Source organism: Myxococcales bacterium (assembly GCA_016706225.1).
Taxonomy (GTDB): domain Bacteria; phylum Myxococcota_A; class Polyangia; order Polyangiales; family Polyangiaceae; genus JADJKB01.
The window spans coordinates 461563-476592 of sequence record JADJKB010000025.1; the positions used below are offsets into that span (position 1 = coordinate 461563).

Annotated in this window: 13 protein-coding genes; 9 read left to right on the forward strand and 4 right to left on the reverse strand. The window is 68.4% G+C overall.

Annotated features, from left to right (window positions below; all coding sequences use genetic code 11):
- Positions 1-30: 30 nt before the first annotated feature.
- Entirely contained in the window at positions 31-1146 is a 1116-nt protein-coding gene (locus IPI67_40540; protein MBK7586465.1) for a beta-lactamase family protein, read from the reverse strand.
- Between the two features lie 69 nt (positions 1147-1215).
- Between IPI67_40540 and IPI67_40545 the strand changes: the two genes are divergently transcribed.
- From IPI67_40545 to IPI67_40560, 4 genes are all read left to right on the forward strand, one after another.
- Positions 1216-2430 (forward strand): type II secretion system F family protein, encoded by a 1215-nt coding sequence (locus IPI67_40545; protein MBK7586466.1) that lies wholly within the window; start codon positions 1216-1218, stop codon positions 2428-2430.
- 12 nt (positions 2431-2442) lie between these two features.
- Positions 2443-3765: a two-component sensor histidine kinase gene (locus IPI67_40550; protein ID MBK7586467.1), complete on the forward strand. Its 1323-nt coding sequence runs from the start codon at positions 2443-2445 to the stop codon at positions 3763-3765.
- A gap of 169 nt (positions 3766-3934) precedes the next feature.
- Positions 3935-4549: an ABC transporter substrate-binding protein gene (locus IPI67_40555; GenBank protein MBK7586468.1), complete on the forward strand. Its 615-nt coding sequence runs from the start codon at positions 3935-3937 to the stop codon at positions 4547-4549.
- Between the two features lie 248 nt (positions 4550-4797).
- A complete protein-coding gene (locus IPI67_40560) occupies positions 4798-7317 on the forward strand; it encodes a hypothetical protein (GenBank protein MBK7586469.1) in 2520 nt (839 codons plus the stop codon).
- 22 nt (positions 7318-7339) lie between these two features.
- Here the strand turns inward: IPI67_40560 and IPI67_40565 are convergent, their stop codons facing one another.
- Entirely contained in the window at positions 7340-8590 is a 1251-nt protein-coding gene (locus IPI67_40565) for an aspartate kinase (protein ID MBK7586470.1), read from the reverse strand.
- A 164-nt stretch (positions 8591-8754) separates the two neighbouring features.
- The gene (locus tag IPI67_40570; GenBank protein MBK7586471.1) at positions 8755-10209 is read right to left on the reverse strand and encodes a hypothetical protein; all 1455 of its coding nucleotides are present in this window, start codon (positions 10207-10209) and stop codon (positions 8755-8757) included.
- A 135-nt stretch (positions 10210-10344) separates the two neighbouring features.
- On the opposite strand from IPI67_40570, the gene IPI67_40575 reads away from it, so the two are divergent.
- From IPI67_40575 to IPI67_40595, 5 genes are all read left to right on the forward strand, one after another.
- Positions 10345-10575 carry a DUF4911 domain-containing protein gene (locus tag IPI67_40575; protein MBK7586472.1) on the forward strand — a complete coding sequence of 77 codons (231 nt, stop codon included), beginning with the start codon at positions 10345-10347 and terminating at the stop codon, positions 10573-10575.
- An 89-nt stretch (positions 10576-10664) separates the two neighbouring features.
- Entirely contained in the window at positions 10665-11378 is a 714-nt protein-coding gene (locus tag IPI67_40580) for a hypothetical protein (protein ID MBK7586473.1), read from the forward strand.
- Positions 11378-11959 carry a TlpA family protein disulfide reductase gene (locus tag IPI67_40585; protein ID MBK7586474.1) on the forward strand — a complete coding sequence of 194 codons (582 nt, stop codon included), beginning with the start codon at positions 11378-11380 and terminating at the stop codon, positions 11957-11959. Before IPI67_40580 ends, IPI67_40585 begins: the two co-directional genes overlap by 1 nt.
- Positions 11956-12762: a 2-oxo acid dehydrogenase subunit E2 gene (locus tag IPI67_40590; protein MBK7586475.1), complete on the forward strand. Its 807-nt coding sequence runs from the start codon at positions 11956-11958 to the stop codon at positions 12760-12762. The genes IPI67_40585 and IPI67_40590 overlap by 4 nt, the downstream gene beginning before the upstream one ends.
- Positions 12759-13970 carry an argininosuccinate synthase gene (locus tag IPI67_40595; protein ID MBK7586476.1) on the forward strand — a complete coding sequence of 404 codons (1212 nt, stop codon included), beginning with the start codon at positions 12759-12761 and terminating at the stop codon, positions 13968-13970. Before IPI67_40590 ends, IPI67_40595 begins: the two co-directional genes overlap by 4 nt.
- 5 nt (positions 13971-13975) lie before the next feature.
- On the opposite strand, the gene IPI67_40600 is transcribed toward IPI67_40595, so the two are convergent.
- The gene (locus IPI67_40600) at positions 13976-14983 is read right to left on the reverse strand and encodes a hypothetical protein (GenBank protein MBK7586477.1); all 1008 of its coding nucleotides are present in this window, start codon (positions 14981-14983) and stop codon (positions 13976-13978) included.
- Positions 14984-15030 lie beyond the last annotated feature (47 nt).

Sequence of the window (15030 nt, forward strand, 5' to 3'; positions counted from 1 at the left end):
AGGTGTCCGGCCGCGCGCATCGAGGCAGCGTCAGGGGCGGGGACAGAGCAGCGAAATCAATGCGTCTTGAACCCTGGGGCGTGCCTTGCGTATGGCCAGGTGATCGCGCGTCGGATGCACCCGATTGGTCAATATCACCGCCACGACCCCGGCATCGGGATCGCACCAGAGGCTGGTGCCGGTGAACCCGAGGTGCCCGAAAGTCCGGCGACTCATCTGGGTGCCCGCGGCCGACCCTGGGCCCTCGACTCCGTCGAAGCCGGCGCGCAAGGTCGAACCGGGCCGGGGGCGAACGAGCCACTCGGCAGCTTCCGGGGGCAGTAGCTCCGGAGCGCGCCCGCTGAGGACATCGAGGACCGCGCAACCGAAACGGGCGACGGACTCGGCGGTGCCGAATAGGCCGGCATGCCCACACAGGCCGTGACCTCCGAGGGCCCAGGCGTTCTCGTCGTGCACGAGCCCGCGCACGACCCCACCGCGCCATGCAACGACCTCGGTGGCCGCGACCCGGGACGAGAAACCTTCGGCCCGCACGGCTTGGCGAGCGGAGACGAAAGCGAGCCCGAGCGGGCCCGTGACCTCGTCCCTGACGACCTCGTCGAGTGGTTGCCCGACCGCCCGCTCGACGGCAACGCCGGCGAGCAGGTACCCGAGGTCGCTGTAGACCGGCGCGAATCCATGCTCAGGGACCGGTCCTCGAGCGTCGGCTCGGCGCGCGTTGCACGCCGCCTGCAGGGCCACGGTGCGCCGAACGGGCTGACCGGCGACCAGCGGGGCGAACAGAGTGCGGTGAGCGGCGAGGCCCGCGCGATGGGCCAGGAAGAGCTCCAGGGGAAGTTCGGCCGAGGGGGTTCCCCGCGCCTCGGCCAGGTATCGAGCGAGAGGAGCACCAAGATCGATGGCGCCCCGATGGGCCAGGCGCGCCACCGTCAGCGCGAACACCGACTTGGTCACCGAGGCCAGATCGAAGGGTGTTTCCGCTGAGACCGGCCGGCGCCGGGCCCGGTCGAGGTGGCCGGCCCCCCCGACACGAACCTCCCAGGCCCCCGCTCGGCGATGGGCGAGCGCGAGGCTGGCTCCTGGGCTGACGCCGAGCCGCACCAGGGAGTTTTCGGCGATTTCGCGGAGCGACGGGTCATCAATCATGGCCGACCTTTTGACGCTCTCGGGTCGACGCCGCTATGCTTCGGTCCTGTCCGTCCGATAAGAGTGAGCATGGCCGAGTTTGCGTGGGAAGCACGCGCCCGAACCGGGGAAGTCCGCAAGGGCGTCATGGAGGCGGACAGCGCGGACGCCGTCAATCAGCGCCTGCGACAGCAGCAGCTCAACCCGGTCAAGGTCAAGAAAAAGGCCAAAGACCTCAACCTGACCATCGGGTCAGGCGTCACGACCAAAGATCTCGTCACCTTCACGCGCCTCTTTGCCACGATGATCGACGCGGGCCTGCCGCTCGTGCAGTGCCTGGAGATCTTGGGCGGTCAGCAGACCAACAAGATCTTCGGGAACGTGCTCAGAGAAGTGAAGAGCGCCGTCGAGCAGGGCGCGTCGTTCAGCGACGCTCTCCGCAAACACCCGAAGGTCTTCGACGAGCTGTTCGTGAACTTGGTCCACGCCGGCGAGGTCGGCGGCATCTTGGACACCATCATGCAGCGTTTGTCGGTGTACCTCGAGAAGCGCCAGAAGCTCGTGCGTCAGGTGCGCGGCGCAATGGTCTATCCGAGCATCGTCATCGTGATTGCCGGCGGTGTCATGACGGTCCTCCTGACCTTCGTGATCCCGGCGTTCGAGCGCATGTTCGCGGATTTCGGCGGTGGCAAGGACGCCCTGCCCAAGCTGACCCAGATCATCGTCGCGCTGTCCCACGGCTTCGTGAGCTATCTGCCGTTCATCATCGTCGTGCTGTTGATCTCGACCGGCTCGTTCATCTACTTCTACCGGACACCCGCCGGAAAACGCGTCGTCCACAAGGCGATGCTGCAGATGCCGATCGTGGGCCCCGTGCTCCGCAAGATCGCCGTCGCACGCTTCACGCGCACGCTGGGCACGCTGCTTCAGTCCGGTGTGCCCATCCTCGACGCACTCGACATTTGCGCGCGAACCAGCGGCAACGTCGTGATCGAGTCGGGCATTCAGCACGTGCGGACCAAGATCAGCGAGGGCAAAAACATGGCCGAGCCGCTGGCCGAGACCAAGGTGTTCCCGGACATGGTCGTCCAGATGATCGCGGTGGGTGAGCAGACCGGCGCCCTCGATCAGATGCTCAACAAGATCGCCGACTTCTACGAAGAAGAAACCGACGTGGCCGTGGCGGCGATGACCAGCGCCATCGAGCCGATCTTGATGGTGGGTGTCGGCGGGATGGTGGGTGTGGTGCTGATCGCGATGTACCTCCCGATCTTCTCCCTCGCCGGTAACATCAAGGCCGACTGACGGGCGGCGCTCGTGCCCGTCCGCCTTGGCATTCCCGACAACCTCGCCGGCGCGCCTTTGCCGCGGCGTCTGGCCTGGGTCACGGCCGCCCGGCTCTTCTTCCTGTCGGCGGCGCTGGGTGTCATCGGCTCTTTCTACCTGCGCAGCGCCGGCGGCGAGACCATCAGCACCCAGGTCGGCTGGGCGACGCTGGGATTTGCCTTCGCCAGCGCCGGCATCTACGCAGCGGTGCTCCGCGCCGGGAAGAGGCTCGAGCTGTTGGCGCTCGCGCAGCTGGTCATCGATCAGGCGACATGGACCGTCCTCGTCTATCTCTCCGGAGGCGCGGCGAGCGGCGCGACGTCATTCTACGGTCTGACCTGCGTCGCGGGCGCGGCGCTCGCCGGCCTCAGAGGCGCAACCGTCGCTGCGGCTTCAGGAGGCGCTTTCTACATCGGCGTGGTCACGCTGCTCGAACGCGGTTGGTTGCCTCCGCCTTCCGACCAACCCCGTACGCTGTACGAGCTCAGCCCGAGCGAGGTCGTCTACTACGTCCTGGTCAACCTGCTGATGCTGGTGGTGGTGACCTTGCTCTCGGGTTACCTGGCGGAGCGGCTGCGCATTGCCAGCGGGCGGGTTGTCGCGGCCGAGGCCCGGGCAGATCAGGCCGAGCGGATGGCGGCGCTTGGCCGCCTGGCCGCCGGTCTCGCCCACGAGATCAGGAACCCACTCGGGTCGATCGCGGGCTCGATTCAGCTGCTCAGGGACAGCCCCGAGCTCTCGGATGAAGACAAACAGCTGTGCGACATCGTGCAGCGAGAGGCCGGCCGCTTGAACGACCTCGTCACGGACATGATGGACCTGACGCGACCTCGTACACCGCAGATCGCCGAGGTGGATGTGGCCCGCATTGCCCGCGATGTCGTCGAGCTGGCTGGCAAGTCCGGACGGGCGGTGTCCGACGTCGACGTCGTGTATGAAGGGGAGGAGAGTGTTCGTGTCGAGGCAGACGCGGGCCACATGAAACAGTTGACCTGGAACCTCGTGCGCAACGCGGTACAGGCAAGCAGCGCGGGTGAGGTGGTGAACGTGCGGGTCACCGTCGCCGACGGCGTCGCCGAGCTCAGTGTGTCCGACCAGGGGGAAGGGATCGACGAGGCGGCCAGACCGCGACTGTTCGACGCATTCTTCACCACCCGCAGCCACGGGACCGGTGTCGGGCTCGCGGTCGTCAAGGCCATCGCCGAAGAGCACGGGTTCGGCCTCCGGGTCGATAGCGAGGCCGGGCAGGGTGCGACCTTCCGGGTCAGCCTGGGGCGGTCGCTCGCGGCCCATGACCCGGAGCCCGCGGCGTGAACGACGGTCGGTGTGCGCCGGACGCACAGATCACGGGCGGGGCACGGTCAGGGGCTACCCCCCGCCTTCGCGCTCCGGGCGTAAGTGAATGAATTTCAGGGACTTGACCGGAAATTTCGCCGGCAGTGAAGTTTTGGCACCCCCGTTGCGTAAAACGAAGAGTAGCCCCATGGAAAATCACGTCATGTTCCGTCGCCGCTGGTTCCACTTCGTCACCGTCATCGGCCTCCTGCTCGGCTTCTCGGCAACCGCCCTGGCCGACGGCAACGCTGACGCCGTGCTCAAGGCAAAACAGGCAGAGCTCAGCGCGCAGGTGAAGAAGGGCAAAGCGGCGGACGTGAAGAAGATGGACCAGGTCTTCGACGAGCTGCTGGACTACGCGGACCTCGCGAAGGAGTCCCTCGGCACGCACTGGGACGACCGGACTGACGCCGAGAAGCAGGAGTTCCAGGACCTCCTGAAGCGGCTGGTGAAGAACGCCTACCGCAAGAACCTGAAGAAGACCGCGAACTACGAGGTGACCTACGACGGCGTCTCCGACGCCAAGAAGGGCGTCCTGGTCAAGACCGTCGCGAAGAGCAAGACCAATGCGCGCGAAGAGCCGGTTCACATCGACTACGCCATGCACAAAGTCGACGGGAAGTGGGTCGTGGGTAACATCGTGACCGAGGGCGCGAGCATGGTCGGCAACTACCGCAGCCAATTCGGGCGCGTCATCAAGAAGAGCGGGTTTGCCGAGCTGATGCGTCGAATGAAGAAGAAGGCAGGCAAAGACGGCGCGTGAGACGTCACGCCCGGAGTCACCGCGCGGGCCACATGGCCCGCGCGCTCGTTTTGTCCGCAGCGCGCCGCGGCGCCGTCCGAGGAGCTCACGCGCGCCTGCCTACGCCCGAGCTCCAGCCTTCCGGTCGGTGAGCACTGCCCTCGGACCAATGCCCGCCGGACTCCGGACCACGGCTTCGATAAGCGCTTCGTGAGCGGACGCGCACGGCATTACCCTGCCTGCTTTCGACCTGGTACGATTGCGCCAACGTGTCGCAGTCCGAGCGCTCCCCCGGCTTGAGCCCGATCGGGCAGTGGCCGCTCGCGGCCGATCCAGCCCTCGCCGATGGTCGGGTCCCGCTCCGGCTGACCGCCACGCGCGGCGCGCTGGGCATCGAGCTGTACGAGCCGGTGGAAGTGGGACCGCTCGAGCTGCGAGGCTTGTCGGCAACCCTGCCGGGCTTGCGCTTTCCCGTCGACCTGTCCGGCGGCGTGCCGGTGTTTCGACATCGGCGTGGAGATCTCGAACGGCTCGAGCTCGCGGTCACCCACACCGGACTGTCGTCGTGGCTCGCGCCGCGCTTCGGCGACATCGTCGGGCCGCTCGAGCGCGCACCCAGCGTGTGGACCCTGCCGCAGGGGCTGGCACTGGGACTCTCCGGGGCGAGAGGAGCACTTGCCTTCGATCTCTTGTGGGCGCCCATCGGCGGGGATGCCCGCTTCGTGCTGAGCCACGTTCGCGGTGCGGGCCTGAGCGCGCCCGCGCTGTTGTTTGCGTTGCAGGCGGTCGACACGCTGTTCGGCGAGCTCGGCGAGCGAACGGGCAGGCTGGTCACCGTTCGCGGCGTGGCTGCACGCCTCACGCGGGCGGTGTTGCCTGCGGTTGGAGCGCGCGCCCCATCGACCGCGCGCGTGCGGTTTGGTGAGCTGGAGTCCCACGGCGATGAGGTGCATGTGGCACTCGACTCGGCGTTCGAGCCGGCGTTGATGCACGCGGCCGCGGCTCGAGCACTCGAGCTCGCGACGCTCACGCTGCAGGCCGATGACGCACTGGTGCGCGGTGAGCTCGATGCGGCGCGTGCGCTTTACATCGCAGCGCTCGAGCACGCGCCGCGACACCCGCAGATCACTCAGCTGATTGGTGAGATCGATCTGTTCTCCGCTGGGCGTGCCGAGGCGGCCCTAGGGCTCATCGTCGAGAGGCTGCCGGCGGCGCGCTCGGGTTTCATCGGAGCGGAGCTCTTGGCCCGAACTGGAGATCTCGCTGGTGCCTCCGAAGCCATCGAAAACATGGTGCAAGGTGAGCCTTTTGCCCCGCTGAGCGCCCGGTTGTGGTTGCGCTTGAGTGAGCTCACGAGCTCCGGCGCCGAGCAGAGGGGCTTCTTGGACCGCGCCGTGGCGGCGTCGCCAGGCCTCGCCGAGGTGCGCTGGGCCCGGTTCGACGCTCGCGTCGAGCTGGGTGACGTCGATGGGGCTCTGGCGGACGCCGAACACCTGGAGGCGGCGTCGCTCGGGGCGAGTGCTCGACACGGAGCATGTACCCGATCCGCGCGCGCCCTGCTCACTCACGGATTCGTCAAGGACGCGGGACGCCTGTTCGAGCGCGCGCTGCGCTACGTGCCGGACGACGCGGTGGCGACAGCGGGCCTGGCCCGCTCGCTGATGGAAGCGGGCAAGAGTCAGCGTGCGTTTGCGTTGTTGGCGCGCGCAGTTGCGCTGTCCGAACGAACCGGACGCGGGGACGCTGATGCTCTGGTGGACATGGCGCGATTGCTCGCGACGGATCTAGAGGACATGCCCCAAGCCATTGCTCGTGTCAGGCAGGTGCATGCCGGCTCACCGCGTGCGATCGAGGCGGCGCTTCTGGAAGGGCAGTGGCGTGCCACAATTGGGGACGTTGCTGGTGCCAGCCTGGCGTTTGGGCGCATGCGCGACCGCATCGAGCTCGCCGAAGCACCGCCCGATGCGGCCGCCGAGTGGTTGATGCAGGCGGCGCGGTTCGAACGCGACACCCAAGGTGACGTGCTCTCGGCGGAGCGACACCTGGCGGTCGCGCTGCGGGTGAGTCCGCGGGACAAGGACGTCGCGAGCGCCTACCGCGAGGTCGCGGCTGTGGTGGCGGCACGCGGTCGCCGAGAACGCGGCCGGGTCGAACCCGAACCGCAACGCAAGGCTGCGCGCCGCCCGCCGGCGGCAGCGAGTGCCGACGCTGGGCTCGAGGTGGAGCTGCCGGCGGCAACGCCCGAGCCGCTCGAGGTCGAGCTGCCTCAGCGCGAAGCTGCGCGGGTGGAGCTTCGGCTGGCGGAGGCGGAGCCGCTCGAGGTCGAATTGCCTCCGGGCCGCGAGGTGGAGCAGGAGCTTGCGCTCGGATCGGACGAGCCGCCGGGGAGGCTCGTGGCCATCGACACGGAAGCAGAGCGTGAGCCGCGCTCCGACGAGCCGAGCGACACCTTCGTGCCCCCGGAAGACCCGGAGATCCCCGCGGAGTTCGATCCACGAGACGTGGAGCTGGCGTCGCGCCTCGAGCTCGCCGTCCGCGCGAACGCCGAGGACGACGCGCTGGCGCTCGAGCTCGCAGACGTGTTGATACGACTCGGCCGTGATCACGAGGTGTACGCGCTCCTGTCAGCTCGCCGTGAGGAGATCGCCGAACATCGCCGCGCCGATCTGATGTGGCGCTTGCGTCAGGTGCTGTCGCGGCTGGCGTCGCGCGCGGTTCGAGACGGACGGCTCAGTGAGGCGACGTTGTATCGCACTGCGCTCGCTGCCCTCGACGAAGAAGAAGTCTGAGCCTGCGCGCGAAGCGGCGCGCTCAGGCCGTCAGCCGCGTGGCGTCCGGCTGCGCCGCGCCGGGGCCTAGCTTTTCGTGCCACGCGCGGGCCGCCGGCTCGAGCGCTGCTTCGGGGAGCACACACGACAGCCGGAGTGGATGGCTGAACACGAAGCGCGGCGCGGCGGTCAGCGCTCGCAGACCCTCCGACAGCACGTCGGCGCGAGTGCCGACCTCGACACCGACCAAGCTGAGCAGGCCGAGGCCCTCCTCGAGCTTCAGGCCGGCGAGCCCCGCGGCCTGGAGCGCGCCGCTGACCTCTCGGAAGTTCGGGACGTTCAAGAGCGGCGCCCAAGCGACGGCCTCGGTGCTGCCCAGCGTCAGATCACCGAGCGGCAGGGAGTGTCGGGCCGCAACCTCGAGCAGAGCTCCGACGGCGGCGCGGTCCACACTGATCAGCGCGAGGCTCTTCTGGACGACCACCGCGCGGCGCGCGGCGTCCGAGTGGGAAGCGTCCGAGACGACGGTCTCCCGGAACGGTGCCTGGTCCACGCCGTCGCCGGTGCGGCGCGCGACGATGGCAATCTTGTTGCGCCGCGCCCACTCGACAGCCTGCGCGTTCAGCACCTTCGCGCCGCATTCGGCCATTTCTTGCATGGTCTCGTAGTCCAGCGAGGGCAGGTGACGAGCGTCTGCGATCACCCGCGGGTCGGCCGAGTAGACCCCGTCGACGTCGCTGTAGATCTCGCACCGATCCGCGGCCAGCGCCGCGGCCAGCGCGACCGCGGTGGTGTCGGAGCCCCCGCGCCCGAGCGTGGTGATCTCTCGCTTGTAGCTCATGCCCTGATACCCCGCGACGATCACGGTGCGACCACGGTGTAGCTCGTCCTCGATGCGATGCGGGCGCACCTCGATGATGCGCGCGTCAAAGTGCCGGTCGTTGGTGATGATCCCCGATTGTGACCCGGTGAAACTCACCGCGTCGTAGCCGCGGGCCTGGATCGCGATGGACAAGAGCGACATGCTCACCCGCTCTCCGGTCGAGAGCAGCATGTCGAGCTCGCGTTTCGCGGGCTCCGGCTGCGCGCCGCCGTTCGACGGGGCGACATCCGGCGGCAGCGCCGCCTCGCGTGCGAGCGCGAGCAAGTTGTCGGTGGACTTGCCCATCGCGCTCACCACGACCACCACTTCGTTGCCCTCTGCCCGGGCCCGTACGACCTGGTCGGCCACCTGGCGCAGCTTGCCGATGTCCGCCACCGAGGAGCCGCCGTACTTCTGGACGATGATCGCCATGACTCGTCGCGCCTACCACGTCGCGCAAAACTTGGCCAAGTACACCAAGCGGAGGTGCTGCGGCGCGAGCCGGGAGGTCAGCCCGTCGCCCCGGAGGGACTCGCGCGACGCGCAAAGGACGGGAAGGGAGCTCTGCGCGCGCGGCCGAAGCTTCGAGGACCTTCTCACGAGCTCGAGGCGGGGGGGGTGATGCGATACAGGCCCGAGCCGCCCGCGGCCCACAGCCAGCCGGAGGCTCCGTCCCACAGCAGCGCGCTGACCCGGCCGTCGTCGACCTCGTGCGCAGGCGCGAGATCGGCGCGATCGAGCTCCGCCACGATCTCCGCCGACCGCGTCGTCACGTCGACCTCGATGACCACGCTCCGCTCTTCGGACTCGATGAACACCGCCAGCCAGACCCGCGGGCGCCCGCGGGTCTCACCCAGACACAGCGCGGTGGCGTGGACGGTGCTCGGAACGCGCGAGAACGAGCGCCCGCCGTCGGCGGACACGACCAGCCCGCGATCTCGACTGGCGAGCGCAACGACGCGGCCCGCCGATCCGAGCAAGAGACCGGCGCCGCGCGCCGTCTCTTCCGCGAGGGCGTCGAGCTCGACGCGGCTCAGCGTGGCGCCGGGTGCGCCGGCTTCGAGCAGCGAAAACCCCTCGTTGCCCTGCACGACGAGGCGTGCCGGCGCGCCCACCGACAGCGCCTGGACCTTGCCTCCGAGCTCGCTGCCCTGAAACGTTGCGCCCGAATCGTGGCTCACCGCGATGCGGTTCGATTCGGCGGAGAGCAGGAAGGCGCGAGCGCCATCGCCGAGGGCGCTGATGCCGATCTGGGCCGGCGCGTCGGTCGTCAGGCCCAGGCACTCGCGGTGGCCAGTCAGCTGGCGGGTCAGCCCGTCCTCGCTCCAGCACTCGAGGGCATCGGACGCGGAGAACGTCACGACACCGCGTCCGAGCCCGGCGAGGCGAACCACGCGTGAGCTGGTCGGAAAGACCTGCACCGACCCGGTCCGGTCGATCGCACAGAGTCGCCTGCCGGCCACCCAGACGCGGCCTGCGGTCAGTGCCAGCGCACCGAGGTCAGTTCCCGCCTCTTCGTGTCGCATCACGACCCACGGGCGCTCGGACCATTCGGGCATCTCTTCATCGAGCATTGGCTCGGCGGCGAGCCACGAAGTTTCGTCCTCGAGCCCACCCGCTTCGTCTGCGTCGAGCTCGGGCAGATCCTCCGAAATCAAATCCTCCAGCGGCTCGTCGGTGCCTTCCTCGAGGGAGCCGACGATCGGTTCCTCGATTTCACGGATGTCCGCCGCCGGGTCCAATTTCTCGGGGCCGGCGCTGTCGCCGTCCTCCGAGGGTTCGGCCTCGTCCGCCAGCGTCAAGAGTCCCTGAATGTCCAGGATCCCCTCGTGCTCATCGCCGAGCATGTCGGGTTCGTCCGGCAATTCGAGCCCCAGCTCGAGCTCCGGGATGTGGGGCTCCGGGTCCATGTCGACGTCTTCTTCGAGCGGGTCGAGCAGCGCAACGAGCTCGGCCTCGTCCGGATCGTCCCGCTCGTCGTCGAACGAGGGATCGAGCGGGGGGAGCTCGTCGAGCTCCTCCGCGTCGTCCTTGGGTTCGGGCGTGGGCATCTGGGAGCGCACGCTAGAGCATTTTGGGTCTGGTCGTCACGGTGACGCTGGCTCTCGGCGACGGTTTTGCGCACCACGGGCGCTCGGAAGACCTCGCCGGTTCGGGGTTTGCCGTTTCTGTTAGGCTCGGTCGCCGTGCCCATCGCCCCGCTCATCGGTCCGGACCTGGTAACCCGCAGTGTGCGTGTCCGTGCTCGCGACGTCGTGTTCGTCAAAGGGATCTTCGAGGCCAGCGAGGGCCTCGGTGCGCTGTTCGCCGAGCGCGGTGGCGATCTCACCATCGCGGCGCACGCGAGTCGCGTGCAGGAACTCGACGAACTTCTGCGAGACCTCTCACTAGAGATCGGCGCGCTCGTCGAGCGCTGAACATCACGAAGGGCGCGTTCTCATTCGGCGTTTTTCCTGACACGCATGAGGGTTGCGAGCCTGGCCGTGATCCTTTAGGGTCGCCCACGATGAGCGAGGGGCCGCCACGTCGGCAATTCGAAGCGTCAGCACCCAGTGGTGTCGGCGAGTCTGCGCTCCCAAGCGCCGTTGCGGCCGGCGTGGAGCCGCGGGTGATCGCCGCTTGGTGCGAGTGGCTCGACGCCCTGGCTACGGACGCCGAAGCCGCCCTGGCTGCTGCGATGGCGTACAAAGCCCTCGATGCGGTCGCGCGGGATCGCTGGCTCAATGCGCTGGAGCAGGACGCCGAGCGGGTGAGTGTGCCGCGAATCGCCCTCTACGCACCGCTCTTGGCGGTCGAGAGCGACCCGGCGCGACGAGCGCGCATCACCTCGGCCGTGGGGACGATGGACCTGCAGCTCGCGCCGGGCGCGGCGGTGCGGGCGCTCTCGGGCGTGGCCGCGGATGGCCTGCGCATCGCGACCATCGTCACGCCGCTGTATCTGGATTTCGCACAGGTTCTGGCTTGTGGTTACCGCGCTGCGGACGGGTTCGAGTGGGTGCGGCACGATCCCATCGTGCAGAACGATGCGGCCCCCCGCCACGGAGAGGAGCTGTTCGGAGCTCGCCTCGAAAAGGCGCCGGTCAGTGCGCTGGTGGACGAGCTGGCGCTCGTGGTGCTCGCTCACCGGCGTAACGGGCGGGAGTACCCCGAGGCCCTGAGAATGTGCGCGGATCTCTTCGAGCCGGAGTACAGCGTGGGGCCCGTCGCGTCGTCTCCGTGATGCCGTCCCGCGCGTCGTTCCGCCGCGGGCGCAGGCCGGGCTCTGCTTGGGCGTTCGCCGCCCTGGTCGCCGGCGCTGCTGCCCTGGCTGGCTGCGGCGGTGATCGGCGTCAGGACCTGGAGGTGCCCCCCCAGCCGACCGGCGCGCCCGTGGAATTTGCGTTCGGGACGACCGACGGGGCGGAGCTCTCGAGCGAGACCACGCGGGGACGCGCCACCGCCATCCTGTTCGTCACGACGTACGACATCGCGTCGCAGGTGGTTGCCGAGCGGCTGGAGGACGTCATCCGTTCGCACGTGCCCCGGGCCAACGCGGGCGCTGTCGTGCTCGAGGCACCCAAATACGTTCAGCTGGCGGTCGCGTATCGGTCGACCCTCGCGCTCTCGTACCCGATTGCGATGGCGGACTCGTTCACGCTCACTGGCGGCGGGCCCTTCGGTTCGATCACTCAGGTGCCAACCCTGGTGGTCCTGGACCGCTCCGGGCGGGAGGTCTGGAGGCGGACCGGCGTGCCGGATGCCCGGTCCATCGAGCAGGCCCTTGCGCTCGGCGCGCGCCGCGGTTTTGCTCCGCCGCCGTGAGCTTCCGCCGCCTCGAAGACCTGCCCGCCTGGCGCTCCATGGCCGTTCACGCCTGGGGCCCGCCGCGGGATCCAACCGTGTACGGCATCATCGACGTGGACGCGACCAACGCCCTCGCGTTCCTGGAGCGCCAACGCCGCGCCTCGGGCGTGAAGATCACACTCACGCACCTGGTCGGAAAAGCGCTCGCGCTCGCCATCGCAAAGCGGCCCGAGGTCAACGCCATCATCCGGCGTGGCCGCATCTACGTGCGCGATACCGTCGACATCTTTTTTCAGGTCGCCTTCGAGGACGGTGAGAACCTCGCCGGCGCCAAGGTGAGCCGTGTGGATCAGAAGAGCCTCACGGAGCTGGCGCGCGAGTTGACCGAACGGGCCGAGCGGATCCGCGTCAAGAAGGATCACCCGACCCAGAAGACCGCGCGCATGCTGTCGAGCTTGCCGCCGGCGCTGGTCGGCGCCCTGATGCAGCTCGGGGAGCGCCTGACCTACGACTACGACTTGGACCTCGGCGCCGTGGGCATCCCCTACGACGCCTTCGGCTCCGCGATGGTCAGCAGCGTCGGCGGCTTTGGTCTCACCGTGGGCCAGGCCCCCCTCTTCCCGCCGTCCCGCACGCCCATCTGCCTGACGGTCGGCGCCGTTCGGGACGCCCCGGCGGTGGTCGATGGCCAGCTAATGGTGCGGCCGATGCTCACCCTCGGTGCTTCGTTTGACCACCGGGTCGCGGACGGCTATCAGGCCGGCAAAATGGCGAAGCGCTTCAAAGAAGTGCTCGAGGACCCGGAGAAGGAACTGTCGTGAAACCCATCAAGAAGGTCGTGCTCGCGTACTCGGGGGGGCTGGATACGAGCGTGATTCTGCGCTGGCTCATCGAGACCTATCACTGTGAGGTGGTCGCGTGGTGCGCCGACGTGGGTCAGGCCGAGGAGCTCTCCGGCCTGGAGAAAAAGGCGAAAGACAGCGGGGCGGTCGAGTACGTCCAGATGGACCTGCGCGAGACCTTCGTCAGGGACTTCGTGTTCCCGGCGCTCCGAGCCAACGCCATCTACGAGGGCGAATACCTGCTCGGTACCTCGCTGGCGCGGCCGTGCATCATTCAAGGCATGATGGCGACCGTGAAGGCGTCGGGTGCGGACGCCATTTCTCACGGCGCGACCGGCAAGGGAAATGATCAGGTGCGCTTCGAGCTCGGGGCGATGTTCTTCGATCCCGAGGTGCAGGTGATCGCGCCGTGGCGCGAGTGGTCCCTCAAGAGCCGTACGGACTGCATCGAGTACGCCAAGAAACACGGCATTCCGGTGACGGCGACGGCCCAGAAGCCGTACTCGATGGATCGCAACCTGTTGCACCTCTCGTTCGAGGGCGGGGTGCTCGAAGATCCCTGGAACGAACCGCCCAAGGACATGTTCATCCTGAGCAAGGATCCCGCGGACGCCCCCAACGAGGCTCAGTACCTGGAGATTGGCTTCGAAAAGGGCAACCCCGTCAGCATCGACGGGCACGCGTACGGCCCCAGCATGCTGCTCGCCCGCATGAACGAGATCGCTGGCCGGCACGGTGTGGGTCGCGTGGATCTGTGCGAGAGCCGCTACGTCGGCATGAAGAGCCGAGGCGTGTACGAGACCCCGGGCGGAACCGTGCTCCACAAGGCGCACCGCGCCATGGAGTCGATCACGCTGGATCGCGAGCAGATCCGCATCCGTGATGGGCTCATTCCCGAGTACGCGGCGCTGGTCTATCGAGGTTTCTGGTTCGCGCCGGAGCGGCTGATGCTGCAGGGCATGTTCGACTCGATCCAGGAGCTCGTGACTGGAACGGTGCGGCTCAAGCTGTACAAGGGCAACGTCACCATCGTGGGCCGGAAGTCGCAGCACACGCTGTATCGCGAGGACTTCGTCACTTTCGAGCGCGACGACGTGTACGACCAGCGGGACGCCACGGGGTTCATCCGGCTGACGGGGCTCCGGCTTCGACTCGATGCCATCCGCCAGCGGGCGAACAAGAGCTGAAGGCGTCAGTCGGCGCAGCAGCGCGCGCCGAGGCTGTAGTCGTAGTAATCGGCCGAGTGGATTTCGACCTTCGCGTCGCAACCCCAGTGGGTCTCGCGCGCGTAAAACCCGCCGACGAACGTGCCCGCCGGATCATCGATCCACTCGTCGAGGTTGCCCTCCATGTCCCAGGCGGCGTCGCCTTCCCAGGGGCTCGCGCATCCCAGCAGCGAGCCGGTCGGTCTGAGCAGCGTCCGCCCGCCGAGCTCGACGAGGTTGAGGCGAGGATCTCGGCCGCCGAGCTCCCGCATGCCGTGCAGGCCCACGGCGGGGTGGAGTGGCGCCGCGAGATTGCAGCGGGCCGGGTCGAGCTCTTCCCCGTAAGGATGGCGAGTGCCGCGCTCCGAACGGCAGGCCATCATCCACTCGCGCTTCTTGCACAGGCGTTTGCCCGAATTCGCGCAGGCCAGGCGCGCGGCGTCGAGATCGAGATACGCGCTCGGCACGCGGTTCGGCTCCGACACCGCCCGGGGTACGACGCCGGGCTCGAGCTGCCAGTGTGGGAGCTCGGGCAGCGGCACGGCGTGCGCTCTGATGGGTCCGATGCCGAGCGCCTTCGCCTGCCACTCTTGCTGATCTCGGAGCGCCAGCATCGGGGTCGGATGGTGGTAGGGCGAGAGCGGGTGGCCCGTGCGCGCGTCCACCAGGCTGCTCTCGTAGCGGTCGACACAAAAGCGGCCCGCGACGTCGACCATGTCGCTTGGGCAGCGGGCAGGCTGCGACGCCGAGCTCGCTGCGCCGGTGCCCATCGCTCGCGCGCCTCGCGCGGTTTGGGTCGAAGTACCGGCGGCGGTCGTGCTTTGGGTGTTCGGCGTCACCAAAGAGGCAGCGTCGAACTGGCCCGGACGCAGCCTCGACGCCCCGGAAATGTCGCCGAACGCCAGCGCGCAACCGAATACCGACAACAGCGCGACGCCGAGCCCGAGCGTGCGTCGGTTCGCCTCGGACGGGACGGACGTCGTCGCGCGCCGCATGCAAACAGGCTATCACGAGCCTCGGTTTGCGACGCTCCCGGCGCAGG

What these genes read in the sequence shown, in the direction of transcription:
- IPI67_40555 (MBK7586468.1), top strand. Translation starts at nt 3,935, where the DNA reads ATGGAAAATCACGTCATGTTCCGTCGCCGCTGGTTCCACTTCGTCACC.
- IPI67_40585 (MBK7586474.1), top strand. Translation starts at nt 11,378, where the DNA reads ATGCCGTCCCGCGCGTCGTTCCGCCGCGGGCGCAGGCCGGGCTCTGCT.
- IPI67_40565 (MBK7586470.1), bottom strand. Translation starts at nt 8,590, where the DNA reads ATGGCGATCATCGTCCAGAAGTACGGCGGCTCCTCGGTGGCGGACATC.
- IPI67_40540 (MBK7586465.1), bottom strand. Translation starts at nt 1,146, where the DNA reads ATGATTGATGACCCGTCGCTCCGCGAAATCGCCGAAAACTCCCTGGTG.
- IPI67_40545 (MBK7586466.1), top strand. Translation starts at nt 1,216, where the DNA reads ATGGCCGAGTTTGCGTGGGAAGCACGCGCCCGAACCGGGGAAGTCCGC.
- IPI67_40570 (MBK7586471.1), bottom strand. Translation starts at nt 10,209, where the DNA reads ATGCCCACGCCCGAACCCAAGGACGACGCGGAGGAGCTCGACGAGCTC.
- IPI67_40600 (MBK7586477.1), bottom strand. Translation starts at nt 14,983, where the DNA reads ATGCGGCGCGCGACGACGTCCGTCCCGTCCGAGGCGAACCGACGCACG.
- IPI67_40580 (MBK7586473.1), top strand. Translation starts at nt 10,665, where the DNA reads ATGAGCGAGGGGCCGCCACGTCGGCAATTCGAAGCGTCAGCACCCAGT.